The organism is Novosphingobium kaempferiae (genome assembly GCF_021227995.1).
Taxonomy (GTDB): Bacteria; Pseudomonadota; Alphaproteobacteria; order Sphingomonadales; family Sphingomonadaceae; genus Novosphingobium; species Novosphingobium kaempferiae.
Genome location: NZ_CP089301.1, coordinates 1,304,198 through 1,326,534 on the forward strand (window position 1 = coordinate 1,304,198; position 22,337 = coordinate 1,326,534).

19 protein-coding genes and 1 tRNA gene are annotated in these 22,337 nt (G+C 66.1%); 14 read left to right on the plus strand and 6 right to left on the minus strand.

Going from position 1 to position 22,337, the window contains the following annotated elements; translation table 11 throughout:
- Positions 1 to 99 precede the first annotated feature (99 nt).
- From LO787_RS06105 to LO787_RS06120, 4 genes are all read left to right on the plus strand, one after another.
- Complete coding sequence (locus tag LO787_RS06105; protein WP_232494960.1) at positions 100 to 2,553, plus strand: TonB-dependent receptor; 2,454 nt, start codon at positions 100 to 102, stop codon at positions 2,551 to 2,553.
- A complete protein-coding gene (locus tag LO787_RS06110; RefSeq protein ID WP_232494961.1) occupies positions 2,553 to 3,692 on the plus strand; it encodes a glycerophosphodiester phosphodiesterase in 1,140 nt (379 codons plus the stop codon). The genes LO787_RS06105 and LO787_RS06110 overlap by 1 nt, the downstream gene beginning before the upstream one ends.
- Before the next feature lie 77 nt (positions 3,693 to 3,769).
- Complete coding sequence (locus tag LO787_RS06115; protein WP_232494962.1) at positions 3,770 to 5,371, plus strand: inorganic phosphate transporter; 1,602 nt, start codon at positions 3,770 to 3,772, stop codon at positions 5,369 to 5,371.
- Between the two features lie 181 nt (positions 5,372 to 5,552).
- Positions 5,553 to 6,416 (plus strand): CorA family divalent cation transporter, encoded by an 864-nt coding sequence (locus tag LO787_RS06120; protein ID WP_255700865.1) that lies wholly within the window; start codon positions 5,553 to 5,555, stop codon positions 6,414 to 6,416.
- A gap of 95 nt (positions 6,417 to 6,511) precedes the next feature.
- On the opposite strand, the gene LO787_RS06125 is transcribed toward LO787_RS06120, so the two are convergent.
- Positions 6,512 to 6,598 (minus strand) — tRNA-Leu (locus tag LO787_RS06125).
- A gap of 238 nt (positions 6,599 to 6,836) precedes the next feature.
- On the opposite strand from LO787_RS06125, the gene LO787_RS06130 reads away from it, so the two are divergent.
- Entirely contained in the window at positions 6,837 to 7,790 is a 954-nt protein-coding gene (locus LO787_RS06130; protein ID WP_232494963.1) for a complex I NDUFA9 subunit family protein, read from the plus strand.
- Between the two features lie 3 nt (positions 7,791 to 7,793).
- Here LO787_RS06130 and LO787_RS06135 read toward each other — a convergent pair whose 3' ends face one another.
- On the minus strand, positions 7,794 to 8,255 hold the full coding sequence (locus LO787_RS06135) for a cupin domain-containing protein (RefSeq protein WP_232494964.1): 462 nt from the start codon (positions 8,253 to 8,255) through the stop codon (positions 7,794 to 7,796).
- Positions 8,256 to 8,354: 99 nt separating this feature from the next.
- Here LO787_RS06135 and LO787_RS06140 point away from each other — a divergent pair, with 99 nt between their 5' ends.
- From LO787_RS06140 to LO787_RS06160, 5 genes are all read left to right on the plus strand, one after another.
- Entirely contained in the window at positions 8,355 to 8,615 is a 261-nt protein-coding gene (locus LO787_RS06140) for a DUF2171 domain-containing protein (protein ID WP_232494965.1), read from the plus strand.
- A 106-nt stretch (positions 8,616 to 8,721) separates the two neighbouring features.
- The gene (locus tag LO787_RS06145; protein WP_232494966.1) at positions 8,722 to 8,949 is read left to right on the plus strand and encodes a DUF2171 domain-containing protein; all 228 of its coding nucleotides are present in this window, start codon (positions 8,722 to 8,724) and stop codon (positions 8,947 to 8,949) included.
- 255 nt (positions 8,950 to 9,204) lie between these two features.
- The gene (locus tag LO787_RS06150; RefSeq protein ID WP_232494967.1) at positions 9,205 to 11,637 is read left to right on the plus strand and encodes a PQQ-dependent dehydrogenase, methanol/ethanol family; all 2,433 of its coding nucleotides are present in this window, start codon (positions 9,205 to 9,207) and stop codon (positions 11,635 to 11,637) included.
- A gap of 112 nt (positions 11,638 to 11,749) precedes the next feature.
- The gene (locus LO787_RS06155) at positions 11,750 to 12,052 is read left to right on the plus strand and encodes a hypothetical protein (RefSeq protein WP_232494968.1); all 303 of its coding nucleotides are present in this window, start codon (positions 11,750 to 11,752) and stop codon (positions 12,050 to 12,052) included.
- Positions 12,053 to 12,145: 93 nt separating this feature from the next.
- Positions 12,146 to 12,898: a hypothetical protein gene (locus LO787_RS06160; RefSeq protein ID WP_232494969.1), complete on the plus strand. Its 753-nt coding sequence runs from the start codon at positions 12,146 to 12,148 to the stop codon at positions 12,896 to 12,898.
- Positions 12,899 to 13,234: 336 nt separating this feature from the next.
- On the opposite strand, the gene LO787_RS06165 is transcribed toward LO787_RS06160, so the two are convergent.
- Complete coding sequence (locus LO787_RS06165; RefSeq protein WP_232496268.1) at positions 13,235 to 15,184, minus strand: ribonucleoside-diphosphate reductase subunit alpha; 1,950 nt, start codon at positions 15,182 to 15,184, stop codon at positions 13,235 to 13,237.
- 717 nt (positions 15,185 to 15,901) lie between these two features.
- On the opposite strand from LO787_RS06165, the gene LO787_RS06170 reads away from it, so the two are divergent.
- Positions 15,902 to 16,144 carry a GlsB/YeaQ/YmgE family stress response membrane protein gene (locus LO787_RS06170; RefSeq protein ID WP_232494970.1) on the plus strand — a complete coding sequence of 81 codons (243 nt, stop codon included), beginning with the start codon at positions 15,902 to 15,904 and terminating at the stop codon, positions 16,142 to 16,144.
- A gap of 113 nt (positions 16,145 to 16,257) precedes the next feature.
- Here LO787_RS06170 and nadB read toward each other — a convergent pair whose 3' ends face one another.
- Positions 16,258 to 17,898: an L-aspartate oxidase gene (gene nadB / locus LO787_RS06175; RefSeq protein WP_232494971.1), complete on the minus strand. Its 1,641-nt coding sequence runs from the start codon at positions 17,896 to 17,898 to the stop codon at positions 16,258 to 16,260.
- Positions 17,899 to 18,523: 625 nt separating this feature from the next.
- On the minus strand, positions 18,524 to 19,486 hold the full coding sequence (locus tag LO787_RS06180) for an ABC transporter ATP-binding protein (protein ID WP_232494972.1): 963 nt from the start codon (positions 19,484 to 19,486) through the stop codon (positions 18,524 to 18,526).
- Between the two features lie 135 nt (positions 19,487 to 19,621).
- Between LO787_RS06180 and LO787_RS06185 the strand changes: the two genes are divergently transcribed.
- Positions 19,622 to 20,890, plus strand: coding sequence for a cytochrome P450 (locus LO787_RS06185; protein ID WP_232494973.1), 1,269 nt, complete (start codon positions 19,622 to 19,624; stop codon positions 20,888 to 20,890).
- A 9-nt stretch (positions 20,891 to 20,899) separates the two neighbouring features.
- On the opposite strand, the gene LO787_RS06190 is transcribed toward LO787_RS06185, so the two are convergent.
- Positions 20,900 to 21,313 carry a winged helix-turn-helix transcriptional regulator gene (locus LO787_RS06190; RefSeq protein WP_232494974.1) on the minus strand — a complete coding sequence of 138 codons (414 nt, stop codon included), beginning with the start codon at positions 21,311 to 21,313 and terminating at the stop codon, positions 20,900 to 20,902.
- A 91-nt stretch (positions 21,314 to 21,404) separates the two neighbouring features.
- On the opposite strand from LO787_RS06190, the gene LO787_RS06195 reads away from it, so the two are divergent.
- Positions 21,405 to 21,971, plus strand: coding sequence for an FMN-dependent NADH-azoreductase (locus tag LO787_RS06195; RefSeq protein ID WP_232494975.1), 567 nt, complete (start codon positions 21,405 to 21,407; stop codon positions 21,969 to 21,971).
- A gap of 142 nt (positions 21,972 to 22,113) precedes the next feature.
- Positions 22,114 to 22,311, plus strand: coding sequence for a zinc-finger domain-containing protein (locus tag LO787_RS06200; RefSeq protein WP_232494976.1), 198 nt, complete (start codon positions 22,114 to 22,116; stop codon positions 22,309 to 22,311).
- Positions 22,312 to 22,337 lie beyond the last annotated feature (26 nt).

Below are 22,337 nucleotides of genomic sequence, written 5' to 3' on the forward strand. Positions count from 1 at the left end.
TCTTTGCGTCATCGTAGTGCCAGAATGGCGTCATTCTTCCCCGCCATAGGCCCGCCGCATCGGTGCCATCCGGCACCCACGCCTCAGGGAAGATCTCCAATGTCCGCTCATTCGTCGCGCAAGCTGCTGCTCTGCGGTGTCGCCTCGCTGTCGTTCCTCGCCGCGGCTCCGGCCTTTGCAGAGGCCGCTCCTGCGGCAGACGCCGCCCTCGCCGATGACAGCAGCGTCGATGGTTCCGAAGTCGTCGTGACCGGCGTAAAGGCGACCCGTTCGGCCACCGCCATCACCGAGACGGAAATCCAGAAGATCCTCCCCGGCGTCTCGTCGTTCAAGGCGATCCAGACCCTGCCCGGCGTCATGTACGTGACCGCCGACCCCTGGGGCAACAACGAGCAGAACGCCTCGCTTTTCATCCACGGCTTCAGCGCGCAGCAGCTCGGCCACACGCTTGACGGCGTGCCGCTCGGCGACCAGAGCTACGGCAACTTCAACGGCCTGTCGCCGCAGCGCGCGGTGATCTCGGAGAACCTCGGCCGCGTGGTCGTGGCGACCGGCGCGGCCGAACTCGGCATGGCGTCCACCAGCAACCTCGGCGGCGGCATCGAGAACTTCACCAGCGACCCGCGCGCGAAAATGGGCGCGCAAGTAAACCACACCGTCGGCAGCTACGGCACCGCCCGCTCGTACCTCCGCCTCGACACCGGTGAATTCGGCAACGGCAACTCGGGCTACGTCTCGGTGCTGCGCCAGCGCGCCCGCGCCTGGGATTTCGACGGCATCCAGAAGGGCTGGCAGGTCAACGCCAAGTTCGTCCACGACGACGCCGTCGGCAAGCTGACCGCCTACTTCTCGTACTCGGACAAGCAGGAACCGAACGAGGACGCGACCACCGTCTTCAAGACCCCGGCCAACGCCGCGCAGGCCTACCAGCCCTACGTGCGCCCGTTCCTCTATCCCGACTTCGACGCGGCGGTCGCCTACCTCGACGCCAAGGGCAACGTGCCCGCCGCCGAGGCGCAGAACTATCGCAACTACTACAGCGCGGCACTGCGCACCGACTACCTCGGCTACGTCAAGTACCAGGCCCACCTGACCGACAACATCGACTGGTCGACGCAGGCCTACTACCACCACAACGACGGCGCGGGCATGGTGGCCGGTCCGATCACCGTGGCCTCGCTGCCGACGCTCTTCGCGCTCTACTTCCCCGGCCAGAATCTCAAGCAGGCGACCGGCGGCTCGGGCTACGCGATCCGCACCACCGAATACCGCATCGATCGCGGCGGCGTGCTCTCCACCGTCGACGCGACGCTGGGCAACCACACCCTGCAGGCGGGCGCATGGTACGAGTACAACTCCTCGGCCGCCTATCGCCGCTGGTACGCGCTCGACGTCAACCGGCCGCGTGACTACAGCCCCTACAAGCTGCCCTCCGAAGACCCGATGTTCACGCAGTACGGCAGCGAGATGCGCACCAGCGTGCTCCAGTTCCACGTTCAGGACGCCTGGCAGCTGATGCCGAGCCTGCTGATCCAGGGCGGCTTCAAGTCGAGCCTCCAGTTCGCCAGCGGCACCTTCCCGGTCCAGCCGATCATCGGCTCGCTGCCCGGCTCGTCCAGCGCGCTGCCCGAGGGCGAGATCAACACCAAACGCTGGTTCCTGCCCGCGCTCGGCGCCAAATGGGACGTGACCGGCCACGAGCAGCTCTACGTCAACGTCCAGAAGAACCTGCGCCAGTTCCAGCCCTACGGCGCGGGCGGCGTCACCCCGTGGAGCAGCGGCAGCCAGTCGGCGTTCGACAACCTCAAGAACAACGGCCGCCCGGAAACGGCGTGGACCTACGAGGTCGGCTTCCGCACCAGCCGCACCATCGACACCGCGTTCCTCACCGGCATCGACGCTCAGATCAACTACTACCACGTCGACTTCCGTGACCGCCTGATCGGCATCACCCCGGCGGCGGCGATCGGCGGCATCGGCGGCGGCGGCATCTCGGGCGGCACGCCTGCGGTGTTCAACGTCGGCGACGTGAAGACCGACGGCGTCGACGCCGCACTGACGCTGCGCTTCGGCCGCGTCTTCTCGCTCTACAACGCGGTGTCGTACAACAACTCGATCTACGACAGCGACTACAGCACCCGCACCGGCCAGGCGACCGGCACCCGCATCGGCGGCATCGCCACCGTCGACGGCGTCGTCCCCACCGGCGGCAAGCAGATCCCGGTCAGCCCCAAGTGGATGAACAAGACCGTCGCCACGCTGACGGTGGGTGACTTCGACGCGCAGTTCGTCGGCGACTATGTCGGCCGCCGCTACGCCACCTTCACCAACGACGCCTGGGTCAAGTCCTACTTCCAGGCGAGCGCCCAGATCGGCTATCGTCTGCCTGCCGAAATCATCGGTCTGCAGAACGCCCGGATCAGCCTCAACGTGACCAACCTGTTCGACGAGAAGGGCGCCTCAACCGTTCAGGCGAGCGCCAACACGAACAACTACAACGTCTACCCGATCCCGCCTCGGCAGTGGTTCGGTACCTTTTCGGTGCAGTTCTGATGCGCCTTTCGCGACGCGGCCTGTTGCGTTCGGGCGCGGACGCAGCCCTGCTGGCGAGCCTGGCGACCACCGGAGCAGGAGCGGCCATCGCCGCTCCCGCCACCCCGGAACCGCGCAAACGCCCGGTGCTCGTCGCGCATCGCGGCAGCTCCGCGCTGCGCCCGGAACACACGCTGGCCGCCTATGCCAAGGCGATCCAGGACGGCGCGGATTTCGTCGAGCCTGACCTCTGCTCCACGAAAGACGGCGTCCTCGTCGCCCGGCACGAGAACGACATCACCGAGACCACCGACGTCGCCTCCCGCCCGGAATTCGCGGCCCGCAAGGCGACCAAGACCATCGACGGCGAGAAGCTGACCGGCTGGTTCACCGAGGATTTCACTTTCGCCGAACTCAAGACCCTGCGCGCGAAGGAACGCCTCGGCGCGATGCGGCCCGAGAGCCAGAGCTTCGACGGCCAGTTCCAGCTCGTCTCGCTGGAGGAGATCGCGGACTTCGTGGCCGCCGAATCCGCCGCGCGCGGCCGGACCATCGGCCTCATCCCCGAGATCAAGCACTCGACCTACTTCGCGGGCATCGGCCTACCGCAGGAAGATCGCCTGCTCGACCTCATCGGCCGCAGCCACCAGCTTTCCCATGCACCGCTGGTCATCCAGTCGTTCGAAGTGGGTAACCTCAAGGCGTTGAAACCCAAGGTTTCAGGCATGACAAACGTCCAGCTGATGCAGCTGGTCGGCGATCCTACCCAGCCGCCGCCGGACTTCGCGGCAGAGGGCATCAAGCGTACTTACGGCAGCCTGCTCACCCCTGCCGGACTCAAGGACATGGCGACGTACGCCGACTGGCTGGCCCCGCCAACGCGCATGGTCATTCCGCTCGGCAAGGACGGCAGGCTCGCGCCGCCCTCTGGCATCGTCGAGGCGGCGCACAAGGCGGGCCTCAAGGTCGGCGTCTGGACCTTCCGCCCGGAGAACCATTTCCTCGCCGCCGATTTCCGCGACGGCAAGGGCGATGCCGCCCGCAACGCGGCGGGCAGCGTGGCCGAGATGCAGCGCTATCTGGAGGCCGGTCTCGACGGCTTCTTCACCGACGATCCAGGCCTCGGCAAGCAGGCCATAGACGCCTTCATGGCGCGCTAAGGCCAAACGTTCCGCGCCACACCACTGTCACTTAACCGACCTAACCTCGGGCATCCGCAAGTTGCCCGAGGTTTTTCATGAGTGCCAGTATCGCCGCCGGTCAGTTCGAGCGTCCGCAGCTCGACAAGGGGCTGGGCCTCGCAGGCAAGATCGGCTTCGGCGCGGCGATTCTGGCCGCCATCGCCTACGTGGCTTACAGCGTGAACGCGGACGCCAGCGCAGCGGGCGTTCCGGCTCTGGCGATACTGCCCTTCATCCTGCTCTTCGTGGCCCTGCTGATCGCGCTCGGCTTCGAGTTCGTGAACGGCTTCCACGATACCGCCAACGCCGTCGCCACGGTGATCTACACCAATGCGATGCCCGCCAACGTGGCTGTCGTGTGGTCCGGATTCTTCAACTTCCTCGGCGTGCTGCTCTCGACCGGCGCAGTCGCGTTCGGCATCGTCTCGCTGCTGCCGGTGGAACTGATCCTGCAGGTCGGATCGAACGCCGGTTTCGCGATGGTCTTCGCGCTGCTGATCGCGGCGATCGTCTGGAATCTTGCGACCTGGTGGCTGGGCATCCCCTCCTCATCCTCCCACACGCTGATCGGCTCGATCATCGGCGTCGGCGTCGCCAATGCCCTGATGCATGGCAAGAGCGGCACCGCCGGGGTCGACTGGACCAAGGCGACCGAGATCGGGCAGGCGCTGCTCGTCTCGCCGCTGATCGGTTTCGGCGTGGCCGCGCTGCTCTTCCTCGCGATGAAGGTACTGATCCGCAACAAGGCGCTCTATCAGGAGCCCAAGGGCAACACGCCGCCCCCGCTTTGGATCCGCGCACTTCTGATCTTCACCTGCACGGGCGTCAGCTTCGCCCACGGTTCCAATGACGGCCAGAAGGGCATGGGCCTCATCATGCTGATCCTGATCGGCACCGTGCCTACCGCTTACGCGCTCAACCGCGCCGTTCCCGCCAGCTACACGCAGGAATTCAACCAGCGCGCGGACGCCGCCTATGCCGCGCTCGACGGCGGGCCCGCGCCCCTCCTGCAGCCCGCCGCCGCCCGGATCGCGGTGACGTCTTACATCGCCGACAAGACTTTCCAGCCCGCCACCGTCCCCGCTCTCGCTGCGTTGATCGGCGACATCGACCGTCAGGTCGGCGAATACGGCTCGCTCGCCAAAGTGCCCGCCGCCGCGACCGAGAACGTGCGCAACGACATGTATCTCGCCTCCGAAGCCATCAAGCGCATCTCGAAGGACGAGGCTGCGAACCTCGACGACGGCCAGAAGGCGGCTCTCGGTGACTTCAAGAAGTCCCTCGACGCGGGCACGCGCTTCATCCCCACCTGGGTGAAGGTGGCGGTTGCCTTCGCACTCGGCCTCGGCACGATGGTGGGCTGGAAGCGCATCGTCGTCACCGTGGGCGAGAAGATCGGCAAGTCGCACCTCACCTACGCGCAGGGCGCTTCCGCCGAACTGGTGGCAATGGGCACGATCTTCGCCGCCGACAGCCTCGGCCTGCCGGTCTCGACGACGCACGTGCTGTCCTCGGGCGTGGCGGGGACGATGGCGGCCAACCGCTCCGGCCTGCAGATGAGCACCGTGCGCAACCTGCTGATGGCGTGGGTTCTGACGCTGCCTGTGTCGATCCTGCTGTCAGGTGTGCTATATGCCCTGTTCGCGATGATCTTCTGACGAGCGGCATACGGACAAGCGCACGACCACACCCGCCCTGGATTTCAGCGCCGCGCTCGGCAAGACCGGCGCGGCGAGCGGCGGGACTGCACCCGGCCTGATCTGGGGGCTCGACTTCACGCCCGATGGCTCGCACGAGAGCGCACCCTGCGGCCCAGCGCCCGAGGGCTGCTTCCGCTGGCTGCACCTCAACCTCGCTGACCACGGCACGCGTCTTTGGATCGAGCAGTCGGCGCTGTTTCCGGCGGCGGCGCGCGAACTGCTACTATCCTCGGATTCCCACCAGCGCGCGCTGGTCGAGGGGGGTGCGGTCTGCTGCATCCTCCATGACTTCGAGCGTGATTTCGACGTGCGCGACACCGCCCGCGTCGGCGCGCTGCGGGTGGCGATGCTCGGCAGCCTGATCGTCACCGCCCGCCGCCATCCCCTTGGTGCTGCCGACATCGTCATGCAGCGCGTCGCCAATGGCGCCCGCGTCGAAGGGCCTGCGGGAGCGCTGGACCTGCTGGTCGGCGCCCTGACGCAGAACATCGACACGGTGATCCGCAACCTTTCCGCCGACATGCAGGCGGCAGAGGACGCCTTCCTCGAAGGCCGTCATCCACCCACCAGCCGCCAACTCCTCGACATCCGCCGCCGCCTCGCCCAGATTCACCGGATGCTCGACGGCGCCCAGCGCGTGTTCCGCCGCCTCGAACAGGACGACGACCTGCCCGAAGCGCTGCAACCCACCGTGGAGAAGCTCTCCCAGCGCCTGCAAGGCCTCGACGCAGACGCGCTGGCGGTCCAAGGCCAGCTTCGTCTCCTGCGCGACGAACTCGACCTCCAGCAGGACCAGCGGACCAACCAGAACCTCTACCTGCTGTCAGTGATGACGGCGCTGATGCTGCCCGCCACGCTGGTGACCGGCCTTTTCGGTATGAACACCGGTGGACTGCCCTTCAATGGCCCCCACGGCACCCTCATCGCCACCGGCCTCGCCGCAGGCACGGCGCTCGCAACTTATCTATTCCTGCGCAGCAAGGGTTTCTTCAGGCAGGGTTGAGTCGGCACCAAAAGCGCACATTTGCGGAAGCAGGACAGCAAAAAGCCCGGACCAAGCCGGGCTTTTTCTACTGCGATTACCTCCAAAGAGGTGAATGGTGCCCAGAAGAGGACTCGAACCTCCACGCCCTTGCGAGCGCCGCCACCTGAAGACGGTGCGTCTACCAATTCCGCCATCTGGGCACTTTAGCGAGGGGGCGAAGTGCCGTCCCCGCTGGGTAGGAGGGCGCCTCTAAGGGGCCGCCGCGGGGTTGTCAACACCATCGAGGGCAACAATTTTCATTCTGCGCGTTTGAGCCCTCTGGGGCGGTGGGAGCAACTGGCCGGTTGCCCCATTCCCGGCCTTGTGGCAGGGGCAAACTGCATGTGCTGCAGCGCGGGACACGTCGCGCGCGGAGCGACCGAAGGACCGAAATTCACCATGACCACCGACCCCATCTCCGGCAAGATCGTCACCATCCTGGGCGGCAGCGGCTTCGTCGGCCGTCATCTCGCGCAGGAGCTTCTGGCGCGCGGCGCCCGCCTGCGGATCGCCAGCCGTCATCCGAAGAAGGCCTTCGTGATCAAGCCGCTCGGCAATCTGGGGCAGGTTCAGTTTGCGGGCGTGGACGTGACGAAGAGCGATTCGCTCGCGGCGGTGCTGGCCGGGTCGGACGCGGTGGTGAACCTCGTCGGCGCATTCTCCGGCAATCTCGATGCGCTGCAGGGCAAGGGTGTAGGCGAAGTCGCCGCTGCGGCCAGGGCTGCCGGTGCAACGGCGTTCGTCCACGTCTCGGCCATCGGCGCGGACGCCAGTTCGGACGTCGCCTATGCGCGCACCAAGGCCGAGGGCGAGCAGGCCGTGCTCGCCGCCTTCCCCGAAGCGACGATCGTGCGTCCTTCGTTGATGTTCGGGCCGGACGACAATCTGGTGAACATGTTCGCCAACCTGATCGCCCGCATGCCCGCCATGCCGGTCTTCGCACCGCAGGCAAAGCTGCAGCCGGTCTTCGTCGACGACGTGGCGGAGGCGATTGCCAACGCCCTTTCCGACGCTTCCGCGCAGGGCAAGACCTTCGAACTGGCAGGGCCGGAAGTCGTGACCATGCTCGAACTCAACGAGCGCATCGCCAATGCGCAGGGCCGCTCGCGCGCATTTGCCGAGCTTCCCGATGCGGTGTCCGGCCTGATCGCGTCGGCGACCGGCTGGCTGCCGGGTGCGCCGATCACCAGCGACCAGTTCAAGCTGCTCCAGGCAGGCAGCGTCGCCGGCGGCGCGCTTCCGGGCATCGCCGACCTTGGCGTGACGCCGCGCCCGCTCGGCCTGTTCCTCGACCGCTGGATGGTGCGTTTCCGCAAGCATGGCCGCTTCGGCGCCAAGACCGCCAGCGCCTGATCCCTATTTCGCCCGCGTGGCCGGTAGCACGAAAGTGACCAGCCGCGCGGGCGCTTCCGACAGGTTGCGCCAGCCGTGCATGACGCCGCGACACAGGCCTGAATCGCCTGCGCGCAGGACCACTTCTTCCTCTTCCAGCACCAGCACGACTTCGCCTTCGATCACATGGAAGTGATCGACGGTGTCGGTGAAGTGCATCCCCGGATCCTCGCGACCGAGGCCCGGCGCATATTCCGCGACCATGAAGCCGTAGACCGGCTCGGCCAGCTGTTCGAAGCGGAAAGGCGCGGTCGAGGCCGCCACGGGCGCGGCGTTGTCGGCCCGGGCCTCGATGCCGCCGTTCCACATCTGCGCTATCGTGATGTGGCCGAGCGACAGGCCCTCCGCCCTCTCGTCAGCGACGACGCGGCTGCGACCGTCTTCGCCCAGACCCGCGATCACGCGGCGGTATTGGCGCGATGCCATGTGTTTCTCCTCTCGTTCCTGCTCCCACGGAACCGGCCGCACCGGCGGGATTTGTTCTTCTCCGGAGGCAATATGCCCCGCAGCAGAGGGAGTATTCGCGTGACCACCCCATCGACGCAATGGAGCAGCGGCGAAAACGCCTGGACGTCGCAGCAGGGCACGATCCGCAAGGGCATGAAGGTCATCACCGCCGACGGCACCTGCATCGGCACGGTAGCGGCGCTGGATGGCGAGGAACTGATGCTGGAAGGCGGCAGTCATGACTTCGTGGCGATCACCCAGGTCGGCGGGATCAGCGGCGACTCGGTGCTCCTGTCCGACCGTGGCGATGCGACGTTCGGGCTCGGCGCGACGCCCTGAAGGAGCCGAACCGGCGAGGCGTTTCCGGGCCGGGACGAACGCCGGAACGTCCTCCCGAGGCTCTCCGTTTCAGTGTCAGAAGCCCCCGAAACACTGGAGAGACCTTATGTTCGAGAAGCTGCGCATCCGTGAGCACATGGAAGTCACGACCAGCACCGGCCAGCATGTCGGCACCGTCGACGATGTGAAGGACGACCAGATCAAGCTCACCCGTTCGGACAGTTCCGACGGCGCCCATCACTACATCGCGTTCGAGAACGTCGACAAGATCGAGGACAACCGCGTGTACCTGAAGCAGGGAACGCCCATCCCGATGGGCGTCGGCGCGAACTGAAAACAGCGGCACTGAACTGCACCTAGAGTGACCTGAAGCCCACCGAAGCAGGACAGAGCGTCCCCCTCGCGCACTGTCCTTCGCGAGACCCCGGCCTTGCTGCGTGCAGGGCCGGGGTTTTTGCGTGCGTAGCCGATGCCATCCCCGAGGCGATGCATCGTCAGTTATGATACACCATGAACAGCATCTCTTCCCAAGGTTCGACCCCGCTGATAGTCCGGCAGGCAAGAACGGACGGGATGAGAGGACGAGGGCATGGTTTCCGGCTTCGGCAGGTTCACAATCAGACTGATGCCCGTGCTGGCGTTGATGCTGGCGCCGCTTTCGCTCTCTTCGTGCAACCGTCCCGCCCAGCCGATCGAGGAACTGACCGTCGCCGATCCGGACGAGTGGCCGAGCTGGGGTCGCACCGGGACCGAGACGCACTATTCGCCGCTCGACGAGATCGACACCGGCAATGTCTCCGGCCTCAAGCTCGCGTGGCATTTCGATCTGGAGCCGGGCTATTCGCCGACGACGCCGCTGATGGCCGAGGGCAAGGTGTTCATCACCACCGGCCATTCGCATATCCGCGCGCTCGATGCCGTGACCGGCCGGCAGCTGTGGGAGTACGACGGCGGCACGCGCGAGCGGGCGAAGACGGCGCTGCAGATGTCGTGGGGCAGCAAGGGCATCGCCTATGACGCCGGGCACGTCTTCCTCGTCACCACGGACGGCTACGTCGTCTCGCTTGATGCGAAGACCGGCAAGGAAGCGTGGAAGACGATGGACTTCCCTGACGACGCCCCGCGCAACGCCAACGGCGCGCCGCGCGTGTTCGGGGGCAAGGTCATCACCGGCTTCGGCGGCGGCGACATCAGCCCGGCGCGCGGCTTCGTCAGTGCCTATGACGCCAGGACCGGCAAGCTGGCCTGGCGCTTCTACACCACCCCCGGCGACGAGGTGACGCCCGTCAACCGGAAGGCCGAGGAGATCATGCGCAAGACATGGCCCGGCGGCTGGAAGAAGCCCGACGGCACGCGGCGCGGCGGCGGCGGAACGGCGTGGAACGCCTTCGCCTATGATGCGGACCTGCGCCTCGTCTACCTCGGCGTCGGCAACGGCTTTCCCTACAACCAGACGCTGCGCAGCCCGGAGGGCGGCGACAACCTGTTCCTCGCCTCGGTCGTCGCGGTCAACGTCGATACCGGCGAGTATAAGTGGCACTACCAGCTCTGCCCCGCCGAACAGTGGGACTGCACCGCCACCGCCGACATGACGCTCGCCACGCTCGACATCGACGGCAAGGAACGCAAGGTGCTGATGCAGGCGCCCAAGAACGGCTTCTTCTACGTCCTCGACCGCGCCACCGGCCAGTTCATCTCCGCCGAGAAGATCGCCAAGGTCACATGGGCCGAGCGGATCGACCCGAAGACCGGCCGCCCGGTGGAGAACCCCGGCATCCGCTACAGCGGCAAGCCCGGCCTGTTCGAGCTGTGGCCCGGGCCGACCGGCGCCCATTCGTGGCAGCCGCAGGCCTACAGCCCGCAGACCGGCCTCGTCTACGTGCCGATCATGGACCTGCCCGCACTGATCGGGGACGGCCAGAAGGGCGGCGGCGAAGTGGCGGCGGGCATGGGCGTGACGCTGATCCCCGAAGTCGAACTGCCCGGCGGCCACCGCAGCTACCTCAAGGCATGGAACCCCGTCACCCAGACCGAGGCGTGGCGGGTGGATCTACCGGGCACATGGCCGGGCGGCGTCATGGCCTCGGGCGGCGGACTCGTCTGGCAGGGGCAGATCGACGGGAAGTTCGTCGCCCGCGATGCGATGACCGGCAAGGAGCTGTGGTCGTTCAGGACCGAAAGCCCGATCGTCGGCGCGCCGATCTCCTACCGGGTGAACGGGCGGCAGTACGTCACCGTGCTCACCGGCGCGGGCGGTCAAGGTGCAGGCATGCAGACGCTGGGCAATGCCCAGTACCGCACCGATTATCGCCTGCCGCGCCGCGTGCTGACCTTTGCGCTGGACGGCAAGGACACGATCCCGCCGTTCACGATGCCGCCGCTGGAGCAGGTCTCCGATCCCGACTTCAGCCCCGATCTCGCCCGGGCACAGGCCGGGGCGATGCTGTTCGGCACCCGGTCGTGCATCGTGTGCCACGGCTGGAATGCGGTAGCCGGCGGCGCGGCGCCGGACCTGCGCTACTCGCCGACGATCACCGATGCCGCCACCTTCAAGGCGATCGTCAAGGACGGCGGGCTCAAGCTGAACGGCATGCCGCCTTTCCCGCAGTTCACCGATGACGATCTGGAGACCTTGCGCTTCTATCTGCGCTCTCGCGCTCAGGCCGCGCCCGCAGAGCAGAAGGCGCTGCTCGAAAAGGCGAAGGCGGCCAAGGCCAGCAACGCGAAGCCGCAGGACTTCGCGGGGCGCTGGAACGTGACCATCCAGTCCCCCGTCGGGCCGCAGAAAGCGGTGATGGAGCTTAAGGTCACGGGTAACGTCGTGACCGGCAAAGTCACCGCTGAACAGGGCACGATCACCGTCGCCGGAGGGGTGAAGGACGGCCGCGCACGGTTCGAGGGGAAGGCCTCGATGCCCATGCCGATCACCGTCAAATACGACGTCACGGTGCGCGACGGCGAGCTTGTCGGCGAAAATTCCAACGGTCCTTTTGGAACTTTTCCCGTCTCGGGCGTTCGTTGATTCCGCCGCATCCGTTCACCTGAGCGGATGCACAGTCGGCCCGAATCGCGTTGTCCAATCATGATGGCTGGGCTTGGAGCGAGTCGGTCTAGTTGACCGTTAGGAGAATTCGATGTCGCCCACCTTCAAGAAAATCGCCCCGGCCGTGGTCATTCTGGCCGGCTCCATGGGCCTCGGCGGCTGCGCCACCAAGGGTTTCGTCCGTGAGCAGGTCGCGGTCGTGAACCAGCGCGTCGATGCGCTCGACGCCAAGCTGCAGACCACCGACGCGACCGCGCAGGCGGCCCGTTCGGAAGCCCAGGCCGCTTCGGGCCAGGCCGCGCAGAACGGTCAGCGCATCGACCAGCTCAACGCCCGCGTCGACGGCGTCGAGCAGCGCATGGCCGAATCGCAGCGCAAGCGCCCGCGCAACTGACGCGAGCAAACATAGAATACCTGTGATATCCCGCGTCGGCGCTCCTCCCCCCGAGAGCGCCGACGGTTTCATTTCCTGAGTACTTCCGACGCGATGAACAAGGTTCTCCTGGCGCTTGCCGGTTTCGTATCTGCCGGTCTGGCGCTGAACACCGCTCCCGCATGGGGCGTGGAGAAGGCCGCGACCGCGAAAGCCGCGAGCAGGAAGCCCGCAGCGAAGAAGCCCGCAGCCCGGAAGAAGCCTGCCGTTGCGCCTGCGAAGACCAGTGATGAAATCGCGCTGGCCCAGTCGGAGGATGCCACCCGCGTCTCCGCCTGGGTCGCCGCTTCGGGCGACAACCACGCCTTGCCCTATGCCATCGTCGACAAGAAATCGGCCTCGCTGCTGCTGTTCGACGCCACCGGCAAGCAGGTCGCCCACGTCCCCGTCCTCCTCGGCATCGCGCCCGGCGACGACGCCAGCCCCGGCATCGGCAGCAAGAACCTGTCCGAGATCGGCCCGGCCGAGAAGACCACGCCCGCAGGCCGCTTCCTCGCGAAGTTCGGCGTCGCGGCGGGCAAGCAGCGCGTACTGTGGGTGGACTACGCAACGTCGGTGGCGCTCCACCCGATCCCCAAACCCGGCAAGCCCAAGGAAAAGCGGCGCGAGCGGATGCTGTCCCCCGCCATCGACGACAACCGCATCACCTTCGGCTGCATCAACGTGCCGATCGCGTTCTACACCAGGAACCTCAGCCCGATGTTCGCGAAGAAGGGCGGCTACGTCTACGTCACCCCGGACGTGAAGGCACTGGAAGACGTGTTCCCGCGCATCCGCATCCAGTCGTTTGCGAATACAGGCGGCTGAGGCGCGGGTCTCGCATCCCTCACGCCAAAACTTCAGTCTCACAATTCTAGCCGTCACCCTGAACTTGTTTCAGGGTCCATCGAGCCCGTAGCTCGGTTTTGCGATTGGCGAACCGACAGTGCGGCCTGCGATCCAACGATCCGGCACCAACCGCCCGATGGATCCTGAAACAAGTTCAGGATGACGGAGCGGACGGAGCGGCCCTTACCCCAGGCGCTCACTCCCCACCCCGCTCAGGCTGAGCCTGTCGAAGCCCCCGGCGGCCGTGGCGCCTCACCCCAAACGAAAACGGCCTCCCGGTTTCCCGGAAGGCCGCTCTCGGTGAACTCTAGCGCCTTACTGGCAGGCGAGACACTCGTCGTAGTCGGTGCTTTCGCCGCTCGCCGCGAGGTTGAACTTGGGCAGTTCGCTGGTGTTGTCCGCCTCGACGCCGCCCGCGAAACCGGCGCGCTGCACCGACTTGGAGCGCAGGTAGTAGAGCGACTTGATGCCCCGCTCCCACGCCTGGTAGTGCAGCATCATCAGATCCCACTTGTCGACGTCGGCGGGGATGAACAGGTTCAGCGACTGCGCCTGGTCGATGTAGGGGGTGCGGTCCGCCGCGAATTCGAGCAGCCAGCGCTGGTCGATCTCGAAGCTGGTCTTGTAGATCGCCTTCTCCTCCGGGGAGAGGAAGTCGAGCTGCTGCACCGAACCGCCGTGCTCGAGGATCGAGTTCCACACGTTGGTGGAATCCTTCGACTTCGAGGCCAGCAGCTTCTGCAGGTAGGGGTTCTTCACCACGAAGCTGCCCGAGAGCGTCTTGTGGGTGTAGATGTTGGCCGGGATCGGCTCGATGCAGGCCGAAGTGCCGCCGCAGATGATCGAGATCGACGCGGTGGGCGCGATCGCCATCTTGCAGCTGAAGCGCTCCATCACGCCCTGATCGGCGGCGTCCGGGCACGGCCCGCGCTCGTTCGCCAGCAGCATCGAGGCCTCGTTGGCCTTCTGGTTGATGTACTGGAACATCTGCAGGTTCAGCGCCTTGGCCATCGCGCTCTCGAAGGCGATGCCGCGCTTCTGCAGGTACGAGTGATAGCCCATGACGCCCATCCCGACCGAACGCTCGCGCGCGGCGGAATACTTGGCGCGGGCCATCTCGTCCGGCGCGCGGTCGATGTAGTCTTGCAGGACGTTGTCGAGGAAGCGCAGCACGTCCTCGACGAAGCGCTTGTCGCCCTTCCACTCTTCCCAGGTCTCCAGGTTGAGCGAGGAGAGGCAGCACACCGCCGTGCGGTCGTTGCCGAGGTGGTCGCGGCCGGTCGGCAGCGTGATTTCCGAGCACAGGTTCGAGGTCGAGACCTTGAGGCCGAGATCGCGGTGATGCTTGGGCATCATGCGGTTCACGGTGTCGGAGAAGACGATGTAGGGCTCACCCGTGGCGAGGCGGACCTCGACCAGCTTCTGGAACAGCGAGCGCGCATCGACCTTGCCGCGCACCGAGCCGTCCTTCGGGCTCTTCAGCTCGAACTCGGCGCCATCGCGCACGGCGGCCATGAACTCGTCGGTCAGCAGCACGCCGTGGTGCAGGTTCAGCGCCTTGCGGTTGAAGTCGCCCGAGGGTTTCCGGATTTCGAGGAACTCCTCGATCTCGGGGTGCGAGATGTCGAGGTAGCAGGCGGCCGAACCGCGACGCAGCGAACCCTGCGAGATCGCAAGGGTCAGCGAGTCCATCACGCGCACGAAGGGGATGATGCCGCTGGTCTTGCCGTTGAGGCCCACCGGCTCGCCGATGCCGCGCACCGCGCCCCAGTAGGTGCCGATGCCGCCGCCGCGCGAGGCGAGCCAGACGTTCTCGTTCCAGGTGGCGACGATGCCTTCGAGGCTGTCGTCCACCGAGTTCAGGTAGCACGAGATCGGCAGGCCGCGACCGGTGCCGCCGTTCGACAGAACGGGGGTGGCGGGCATGAACCACAGGCGCGAGATGTAGTCGTACAGGCGCTGCGCGTGCTCCTGATCGTCCGCATAGGCGTCGGCCACGCGGGCGAACAGATCCTGGTACTTCTCGCCGGGCAGCAGGTAGCGGTCGTCCAGCGTCTCCTTGCCGAAATCGGTCAGGAGCGCATCGCGCGAAGCGTCGGTGACGATGGTGAAGCGGCGGTCATGGATCGTCTTGGAATCCACCGCCTTCTTCTTCGGAGCTTCCACCAGATCGGCGGTCGCGCTGTCGGTCTTGTCCATCACGACGGCCGAACCTTCCTTCTTCTTGCGGGGCGCAGGGTCATGCGAGGCGAGCAGCGCCTCCATGTCGACCTGTGCATCCGCGTAGCTCACATCCGAGTCAGACACCTGATCTTCGCTTCCGTTTCTGAAATCCACTGGTTCGCCCCCAATGTGCCTTCAAACCTGTCATCGGACCGCCATCGAGACGGTCCACGCTGCTTTCGGCGGCAGGACAGACCGGCACCGAGTCGAAGGGTCGCATCAGACGTCCCGACTATCAGAACCAGCACAAAAAGAGAACGACATTCCCTGTCATACCACCGGCGCGCCTTTGCGAAGGGCCCTGCCCCAAGACCCCCGGACGGCTGCCCGAGCCTTTCGGCATCCGGCGGCGGCATCGCTAGGTATTGAGGCCCCTCGATCGGCGCGACACAACCTATAGTGCCCTTTCCTGCGCGAGATTCAATGGGGGCACTCGAAACTGCATCGGGCGGCGGGAGCATCCTGCACGCCTGAACAGCCGCTCGCGACGCGCGGGCTTTCCTTGCCTTTCGATCGCGCAAGAGGCTTCGTGACCCTTGTGGTGCTAAATTTTTCCACATGAAATCACCGACCAAGCGAATCGCACGCGCGACGAACCGAGCGGTCAAGTCCGGCTGGCGGAGTCTTCCCCATCCATCCGCTCGACTTCCGTCGAATCCTTTCGGTCGCCTGCCGATCGCTTGCAACCGACACGCGACTGGTCGCTTATGAGGCTCGTTGCGAAGGCGCTGCGGCGCGCAAGGGGAGTGCAAGGGTCACATGTTCAACATCATCGGCGCCATCATCAGCGGCCTTATCATCGGATGGCTGGCCCGCTGGGTCTATCCGGGCGCGGTGCCCATGGGCTGGATCTCGACGATCCTGCTGGGCATCGGCGGCTCGCTGGTCGCGGGCCTCGTCACCAGCCGCGGCAGCCGCGACTTCAGCCGCGCCGGCTGCCTCGCCTCGATCCTCGGCGCGATCGCGCTGATCTTCATCGGGCGGCTGCTGCATATCGGGTGAGGCAACGCCTTCACCGATCGTCATTGCGAGCATAGCGAAGCAATCCAGCGCAGCGCCATGCCGCTCTGGATTGCTTCGCTATGCTCGCAATGACGAGGGTTGTGTCGGAGCCCTCAAGGCACCAGCACCGTGTCCAGCGGCTCCGCGTCCGCCGCCGGATAGTCCAGCGTGTAGTGCAGGCCCCGGCTCTCGTGCCGCTTGAGCGCGGATTCGACGATCAGTTCCGCGCTCTGGAGCAGGTTGCGCAGTTCGATCAGGTCGGTCGAGACGCGGAAGTGGCGATAGTATTCCTCGATCTCGCCGTTCAGCATCTGGATGCGGTGCATGGCGCGCTCCAGCCGCTTGGTGGTGCGCACGATGCCGACGTAGTTCCACATGAACCGGCGGATCTCGGTCCAGTTCTGCTTGATGACGACTTCCTCGTCCGGCTCGGTGACGCGGCTCTCGTCCCAGGCGCGGACCGGCGGCACCGCCTCGAAGCTGTCCCACTTCGCAAGGATGTCCGCCGCCGCCGCCTCGCCGAAGACGAAGCATTCGAGCAGCGAGTTGGAAGCGAGGCGGTTGGCGCCGTGCAGCCCGCTCTCGGTGCATTCCCCGGCGGCATAGAGCCCTGGCAGGTCGGTCCGCCCATCGAGGTCCACGAGGATGCCGCCGCAGGTGTAGTGCTGCGCCGGGACGACCGGGATCGGCTCCTTCGTCATGTCGATGCCGAGGCCGAGCAGCTTCTCATGGATGTTCGGGAAGTGCTCGCGCACGAATTCTGGCGGCTGGTGGCTGATGTCGAGGTGGACGTAGTCGAGGCCGAAGCGCTTGATCTCGGAGTCGATGGCGCGGGCCACGACGTCGCGCGGGGCCAGTTCCAGCCGCTCAGGATCGTAAAAGGTCATGAACCGCTTGCCGGTGCGCGGGTTGATGAGGTGCCCGCCCTCGCCGCGCACGGCCTCAGTTATGAGGAAGTTCTTGACCTCCAGATTGTAAAGGCAGGTCGGGTGGAACTGCATCATCTCCATGTTGGAGACGCGCGCGCCCGCCCGCCAGGCCATGGCGATGCCATCACCCGTGGCGCCGCGCGGGGCGGTGCTGAACTGGTAGACGCGGCCGGCCCCGCCCGTGGCGAGGACGGTGGCGCGGGCGGTGAACGCCTCGACCCTGCCGGTTTCCTCGTTCAGCGCATAGACGCCCCAGACCCGGCCCGAGCCCGAATAGCGCTGCTCGTGCCGTCCGGTGATGAGGTCGATGCAGGAGCGGCCGGGCAGCAGCGTGATGTTGGGATGCGCCTCAGCGGCCTGCAGCAGCGCCTGCTGCACCGCCCAGCCGGTCGCATCGGCGACGTGGACGATGCGGCGGTGCGAATGGCCGCCCTCGCGCGTGAGGTGAAGCGTCTCGCCGTCGGTGTTGAACGGCACGCCTAGTTCCACCAGCCGCTCGATCGCATGCGGCGCGCGTTCGATCACGAATTCCACGGTGTCGCGGCGGTTGAGCCCCGCGCCCGCCACCATGGTGTCGTGGACGTGCTCCTCGAAGGTATCGCCCGCGTCGAGCACCGCGGCGATGCCGCCCTGCGCCCAGGCGGTCGATCCGCCGGTCAGCGTCCCCTTGGCGAGCACCCCGACGCGAACCTTGTCGGCCAGCGCGAGTGCGGCGGTAAGGCCTGCCGCGCCCGACCCGATCACGAGAACATCGTAGGTCGCGTCGGCGGACAATGCGGTCGGCGTATCGGCGCCGGAAGGGGCTGCGCTGGATGGCGTTTCCATGACGGGCCTCCTAGCCCCGCCATCGCCCGGACCGCAACTGTTTGCTCTATCAGGCACTTGCATGTTGCGGTGCGGCAGACTTGGCCTATAAGAATAGACGAAAAGATTACAAACACCGTAATCTGCGACAAATTACGAACTTGCAAAGCGTTGTTATTAGTCTAGTCAGCTTCCGCTCCAGACCGAGGAAACCGTTTTCGTGGCGATATCGATCCCTCTATGCTTTGCCAATAGGCATGAACCGCTGCGCAATGGCGTAAAATGGGACGGTATCAGCTACGTCGGTACATGCAAAAACTGCGGTAAAACTATACGCAGGAAGAAGCGCAAGGTATGGAAACTTGACGAAGATGAAGCAGGCGCAGAATAAGTAAGAATACTTAGTATCGCTCGACGGCCTTCCGGCCTCGCGAATATTGCCCTCCCGGAATCCAGTGGGGATTTTTGACTGGACGCGCTGCTAAAGCACGGTGAACGATAGTTAATCGCTCTCCTGCGCCGGGATGCCTTATGAAGCGGCCCTGTTAACGAGTCCGACGGGTCGCAACCGCACTGCAGCAAGCCGAATCGACGCGCTCACGCGCCGAATCGATTCGCAAAAACAACAAAAGGAAATCCCTGCGGATCAGCCCGCGACGCGGGGATCGCTGGTCAGGCTGACGAAAACGTCTTCCAGATCCGCCTCTCGCGTCGTCACGTCGACGATCGCGAAGCCCTGCGCCTGCAGCGCGGACATGATCTCGCCCGCGTTGGCGCGATCCTTGTCGTAGGTGATCTCCAGCACCCGCTCGCCGGTTCTCGCGCACTTCACGAAGCCGGGGTGGCTGGGCAGTTCGGTGACGTCGCGATCCAGCGTCAGGACGATGATCTTCTCGCGCGCCATGCCGACGAGTTCGCGCGTCGGCTTGTTGGCGATCAGTTCGCCGTGGTTGATGATGGCGATGCGGTCGCACAGTTCCTCGGCTTCCTCGAGGTAGTGCGTGGTCAGCACGATCGTCGCGCCTTCCTTGTTGAGTTCGGTGACCAGTTCCCAGAGCTGGCGGCGCAGTTCCACGTCGACGCCTGCGGTCGGCTCGTCCAGCACCAGCACCGGCGGGCGGTGGACCAGCGCCTTGGCGATCAGCAGGCGCCGCTTCATGCCGCCCGACAGCGTGCGCGCATAGGCGTCGCGCTTGTCGGCAAGATGCACCGCGCGCAGCAGGTCTTCGGAACGGCGCAGGGTCTTGGCTATGCCGTAGAGCCCCGCCTGAATCTCCAGCACCTCGAAAGGCGTGAAGAACGGGTCGAACACGATCTCCTGCGGGACGATGCCGATCGCGCGCTTGGCGTTGCGCTGGTCCCGGTCGATGTCGAAGCCCCAGATATCGACCGAGCCCGAAGTCTTCATCACCATGCCCGCAAGGATGTTGATGAGCGTGGACTTGCCCGCGCCGTTGGGGCCGAGCAGCCCGAAGATCCCGCCCTCCGGAACGTCGAACGAGACGCCCTTCAGCGCCAGCTTCCCCTCGCCCGACCCGGCCGGGGCGTAGCGCTTGACGAGGTCACGGATCGCGATGGCGGGAGTGGCGGAAGGAGTCGGCGTGCTCATGGTGCGTGCATGTGGGCCATGATCGCCCCCGCGTAAAGGCCGAGCACACCGCGTTGACGCATGGCCCGGCACACAATATGATACACACTATATCACTAATGGCCGACGCAGAGCGGCCACCACGGGAGAACGACCATGGCCACCGCCGCGCCGACGATCGAGAAGGACTACTTCACCGACCATTCGGTGCTGCTCGATCCCTACGACTACTTCGAGACGATCCGCGCGCACGGCCCGGTGTACCAGATGCAGGGGCGCGACGTGATCGTCGTCACCGGCTTCGCCGAGGCGCTGGAAGTGCTGCTCAACAAGCGCGACTTCTCGTCCTGGCTGAACCCCGACCCGCTGGTGCCGCTGCCCTTCGCGGTCGAGAGCGACGACATCTCGGCCCTGCTCGACGCCAATCCCAGCGGGCAGATGGAACTGATGGTCTCCTACGACGGGGACAAGCACCTCGCCGCGCGATCATTGCTCAACCCGCTGTTCGTGCCCTCGCGGCTGAAGGCGAACGAGGCGTTCATGCGCGCCTATGCCGACGACATGGTGCGCGAGGTCGTGGCGGCGGGCGGCTGCGAACTGGTGAACCGGGTGGCGACGCCCTTCGTCACCATGGTCATCGCCGACCTCCTCGGCGTCCCCGCCGACGACCGCGAGGCGTTCCGCCGTATCATCGACGAGGCCCCGCCGCCGGGCAACATGGACACGCCGGATGGGCAGAGCATCCACCCGCTGATGGTCATGGCGGGCTACTTCGCGCGCTACATTGCCGAACGCCGCGCCCAGCCGCAGGACGACGTGATGACCGAGATGGCCATGGCCAGGTACCCCGATGGCTCGACGCCCGACGCGATGGAAGTGGTGAAGTCCGCCATGTTCCTTTTCGCCGCCGGGCAGGACACCAGCGCCAAGCTCATCGGCAACGCCCTGCGCCGACTGTGCGAGGATCAGGCGATGCAGCAGGCCCTGCGCGAGGATCGCAAGCTGATCGGGCCGTTCCTGGAGGAAGTGCTGCGCGTCGAAGGTTCCACCAAGGCCACCTTCCGCATCGCCGCGCGCGCCACGAAGATCGGCGACACGGACGTTCCTGCGGGCAAGCGCGTGGTCGTCGCGCTATCCGCCGCCAACCGCGACCCGCGCCGGTGGGACGACCCCGACGAATTCCGCATCGGCCGCCCGAAGATCAAGGAACATGTCGCCTTCGGGCGCGGCGCACACACCTGCGCCGGGGCGCCGCTCGCCCGCGCGGAAGTGGCGGTGCTGCTCGACCGGCTGCTGGAGCACACCCGCGCCATCACGCTCGACGAGGCGCAGCACGGCCCGGCCGGGGCGCGCACCATCGCGTATGAGCCGAGCTACATCATCCGCGGGCTGGCGAACCTGCATGTGCGGTTCGAGGGGGTCTAAGCGGCGCCCTCAAACCCCGTCGTGCTGGCTGTCGAACGCGGTCCGGCTCGCCTCGATCGCGGGACGCGCGCCGACCGCCCACGCCCCCAGCGCCTCGACCGGGCCCGCCAGCGAGCGCCCGAGGTCGCTGAGCGCATATTCCACCCGCACCGGCACCCCGAAGTGGACGGTGCGCGCCACCAGCCCGTCGCGCTCCAGCGCGCGCAGCGTGCGTGAGAGCATCTGCTGCGACACGCCCCGGATCGCACGCTTCAACTCGTTGAAGTGCAGCGGCTTCTCCAGCAGCGTCATCACCACCAGCATCGACCACTTGTCTCCCACCCGGGCGAGGATGTCGCCAACGAGGCGGCAGTCCTTGCTGGCGGGGTCGTGGACGGGAGGCGACGACGGCAGGTCAGCCTCGTCAAACGTGGTCAGCTTCATGGTACCAGGTTCCGAAAATATGCGTTCTTGGCGGGCTTGCTCCAGCAACATAGCTAGACCTGGTCATTTTTCCAGACTGAGGTATCCCCCAATGAAGCTCCTCCATCTCGATTCCAGCATCCTCGGCGAGAACTCGGCCAGCCGCGCCATCTCGGCCGCCATCGTTTCCTCGCTGACCGCCGCCGATCCCGCGATCGAAGTCACCTACCGCGACCTCGCCGCCGACGCGCTGCCGCATCTGACGCTCGACGTCCTCGGCAACCCGGATGGCAATGCCGAACTGGCCGAATTCCTCGCCGCCGACATCGTCGTGATCGGCGCGGGCATGTACAACTTCACGATCCCGACCCAGCTCAAGGCATGGATCGACCGCGTGCTGATCGCGGGCAAGACCTTCCAGTACACCGCCGAAGGCCCGCAGGGTCTGGCCGGCGACAAGAAGGTCTTCGTCGCCCTCGCCCGCGGCGGCTACTACGGCGAAGGCCCGGCTGCCGTCATGGAGCACGCCGAGACCTACCTGCGCGCCGCGTTCGGCTTCATCGGCATCGCCAACCCGACCTTCGTCCTCGCCGAAGGCATCGCCATCGACGCCGAGACCCGCGCCAAGTCGGTCGCCGCCGCGATCGAGGAAGCCGGTTCGCTGGCGGTTTCGGCCTGATCCTTCGTCGTCCCGGACTTGCTCCGGGACCGCTGGCCGCACCTTATGGTGTTCATGGCCAGCGGTCCCGGGTCGAGCCCGGGACGACGAGTTGCATTCCCATCTGGAAATCCGCAGCGACCCTTGGTAATCCGGCCCCACCATGACCAACCCGCCCGAAACCATCTTCACCGATTCCCATCGCGTCTCCTGCGACGGGGCCACCGACATCCGTGGCGGAGCCGCGCTCGGCCATCCGCGCGTGTGGCTAGAAATCGACGAGAAGGGCTTCGTCGAATGCGGGTACTGCGACCGCCGCTTCGTCCTGAAGGGCGGACCTGCGGATCAACAGGCCGCCTGATCCCCACTTCCGCAAGCGCGGGCAGC

Bases quoted from the DNA above. Each gene is read 5' to 3' on its own strand.
- nadB (WP_232494971.1), bottom strand. From the start codon at position 17,898: ATGGAAACGCCATCCAGCGCAGCCCCTTCCGGCGCCGATACGCCGACC.
- LO787_RS06195 (WP_232494975.1), top strand. From the start codon at position 21,405: ATGAAGCTCCTCCATCTCGATTCCAGCATCCTCGGCGAGAACTCGGCC.
- LO787_RS06155 (WP_232494968.1), top strand. From the start codon at position 11,750: ATGTCGCCCACCTTCAAGAAAATCGCCCCGGCCGTGGTCATTCTGGCC.
- LO787_RS06170 (WP_232494970.1), top strand. From the start codon at position 15,902: ATGTTCAACATCATCGGCGCCATCATCAGCGGCCTTATCATCGGATGG.
- LO787_RS06110 (WP_232494961.1), top strand. From the start codon at position 2,553: ATGCGCCTTTCGCGACGCGGCCTGTTGCGTTCGGGCGCGGACGCAGCC.
- LO787_RS06115 (WP_232494962.1), top strand. From the start codon at position 3,770: ATGAGTGCCAGTATCGCCGCCGGTCAGTTCGAGCGTCCGCAGCTCGAC.
- LO787_RS06200 (WP_232494976.1), top strand. From the start codon at position 22,114: ATGACCAACCCGCCCGAAACCATCTTCACCGATTCCCATCGCGTCTCC.
- LO787_RS06160 (WP_232494969.1), top strand. From the start codon at position 12,146: ATGAACAAGGTTCTCCTGGCGCTTGCCGGTTTCGTATCTGCCGGTCTG.
- LO787_RS06150 (WP_232494967.1), top strand. From the start codon at position 9,205: ATGGTTTCCGGCTTCGGCAGGTTCACAATCAGACTGATGCCCGTGCTG.
- LO787_RS06105 (WP_232494960.1), top strand. From the start codon at position 100: ATGTCCGCTCATTCGTCGCGCAAGCTGCTGCTCTGCGGTGTCGCCTCG.
- LO787_RS06130 (WP_232494963.1), top strand. From the start codon at position 6,837: ATGACCACCGACCCCATCTCCGGCAAGATCGTCACCATCCTGGGCGGC.
- LO787_RS06185 (WP_232494973.1), top strand. From the start codon at position 19,622: ATGGCCACCGCCGCGCCGACGATCGAGAAGGACTACTTCACCGACCAT.
- LO787_RS06135 (WP_232494964.1), bottom strand. From the start codon at position 8,255: ATGGCATCGCGCCAATACCGCCGCGTGATCGCGGGTCTGGGCGAAGAC.
- LO787_RS06190 (WP_232494974.1), bottom strand. From the start codon at position 21,313: ATGAAGCTGACCACGTTTGACGAGGCTGACCTGCCGTCGTCGCCTCCC.
- LO787_RS06180 (WP_232494972.1), bottom strand. From the start codon at position 19,486: ATGAGCACGCCGACTCCTTCCGCCACTCCCGCCATCGCGATCCGTGAC.
- LO787_RS06165 (WP_232496268.1), bottom strand. From the start codon at position 15,184: ATGGAGGCGCTGCTCGCCTCGCATGACCCTGCGCCCCGCAAGAAGAAG.
- LO787_RS06145 (WP_232494966.1), top strand. From the start codon at position 8,722: ATGTTCGAGAAGCTGCGCATCCGTGAGCACATGGAAGTCACGACCAGC.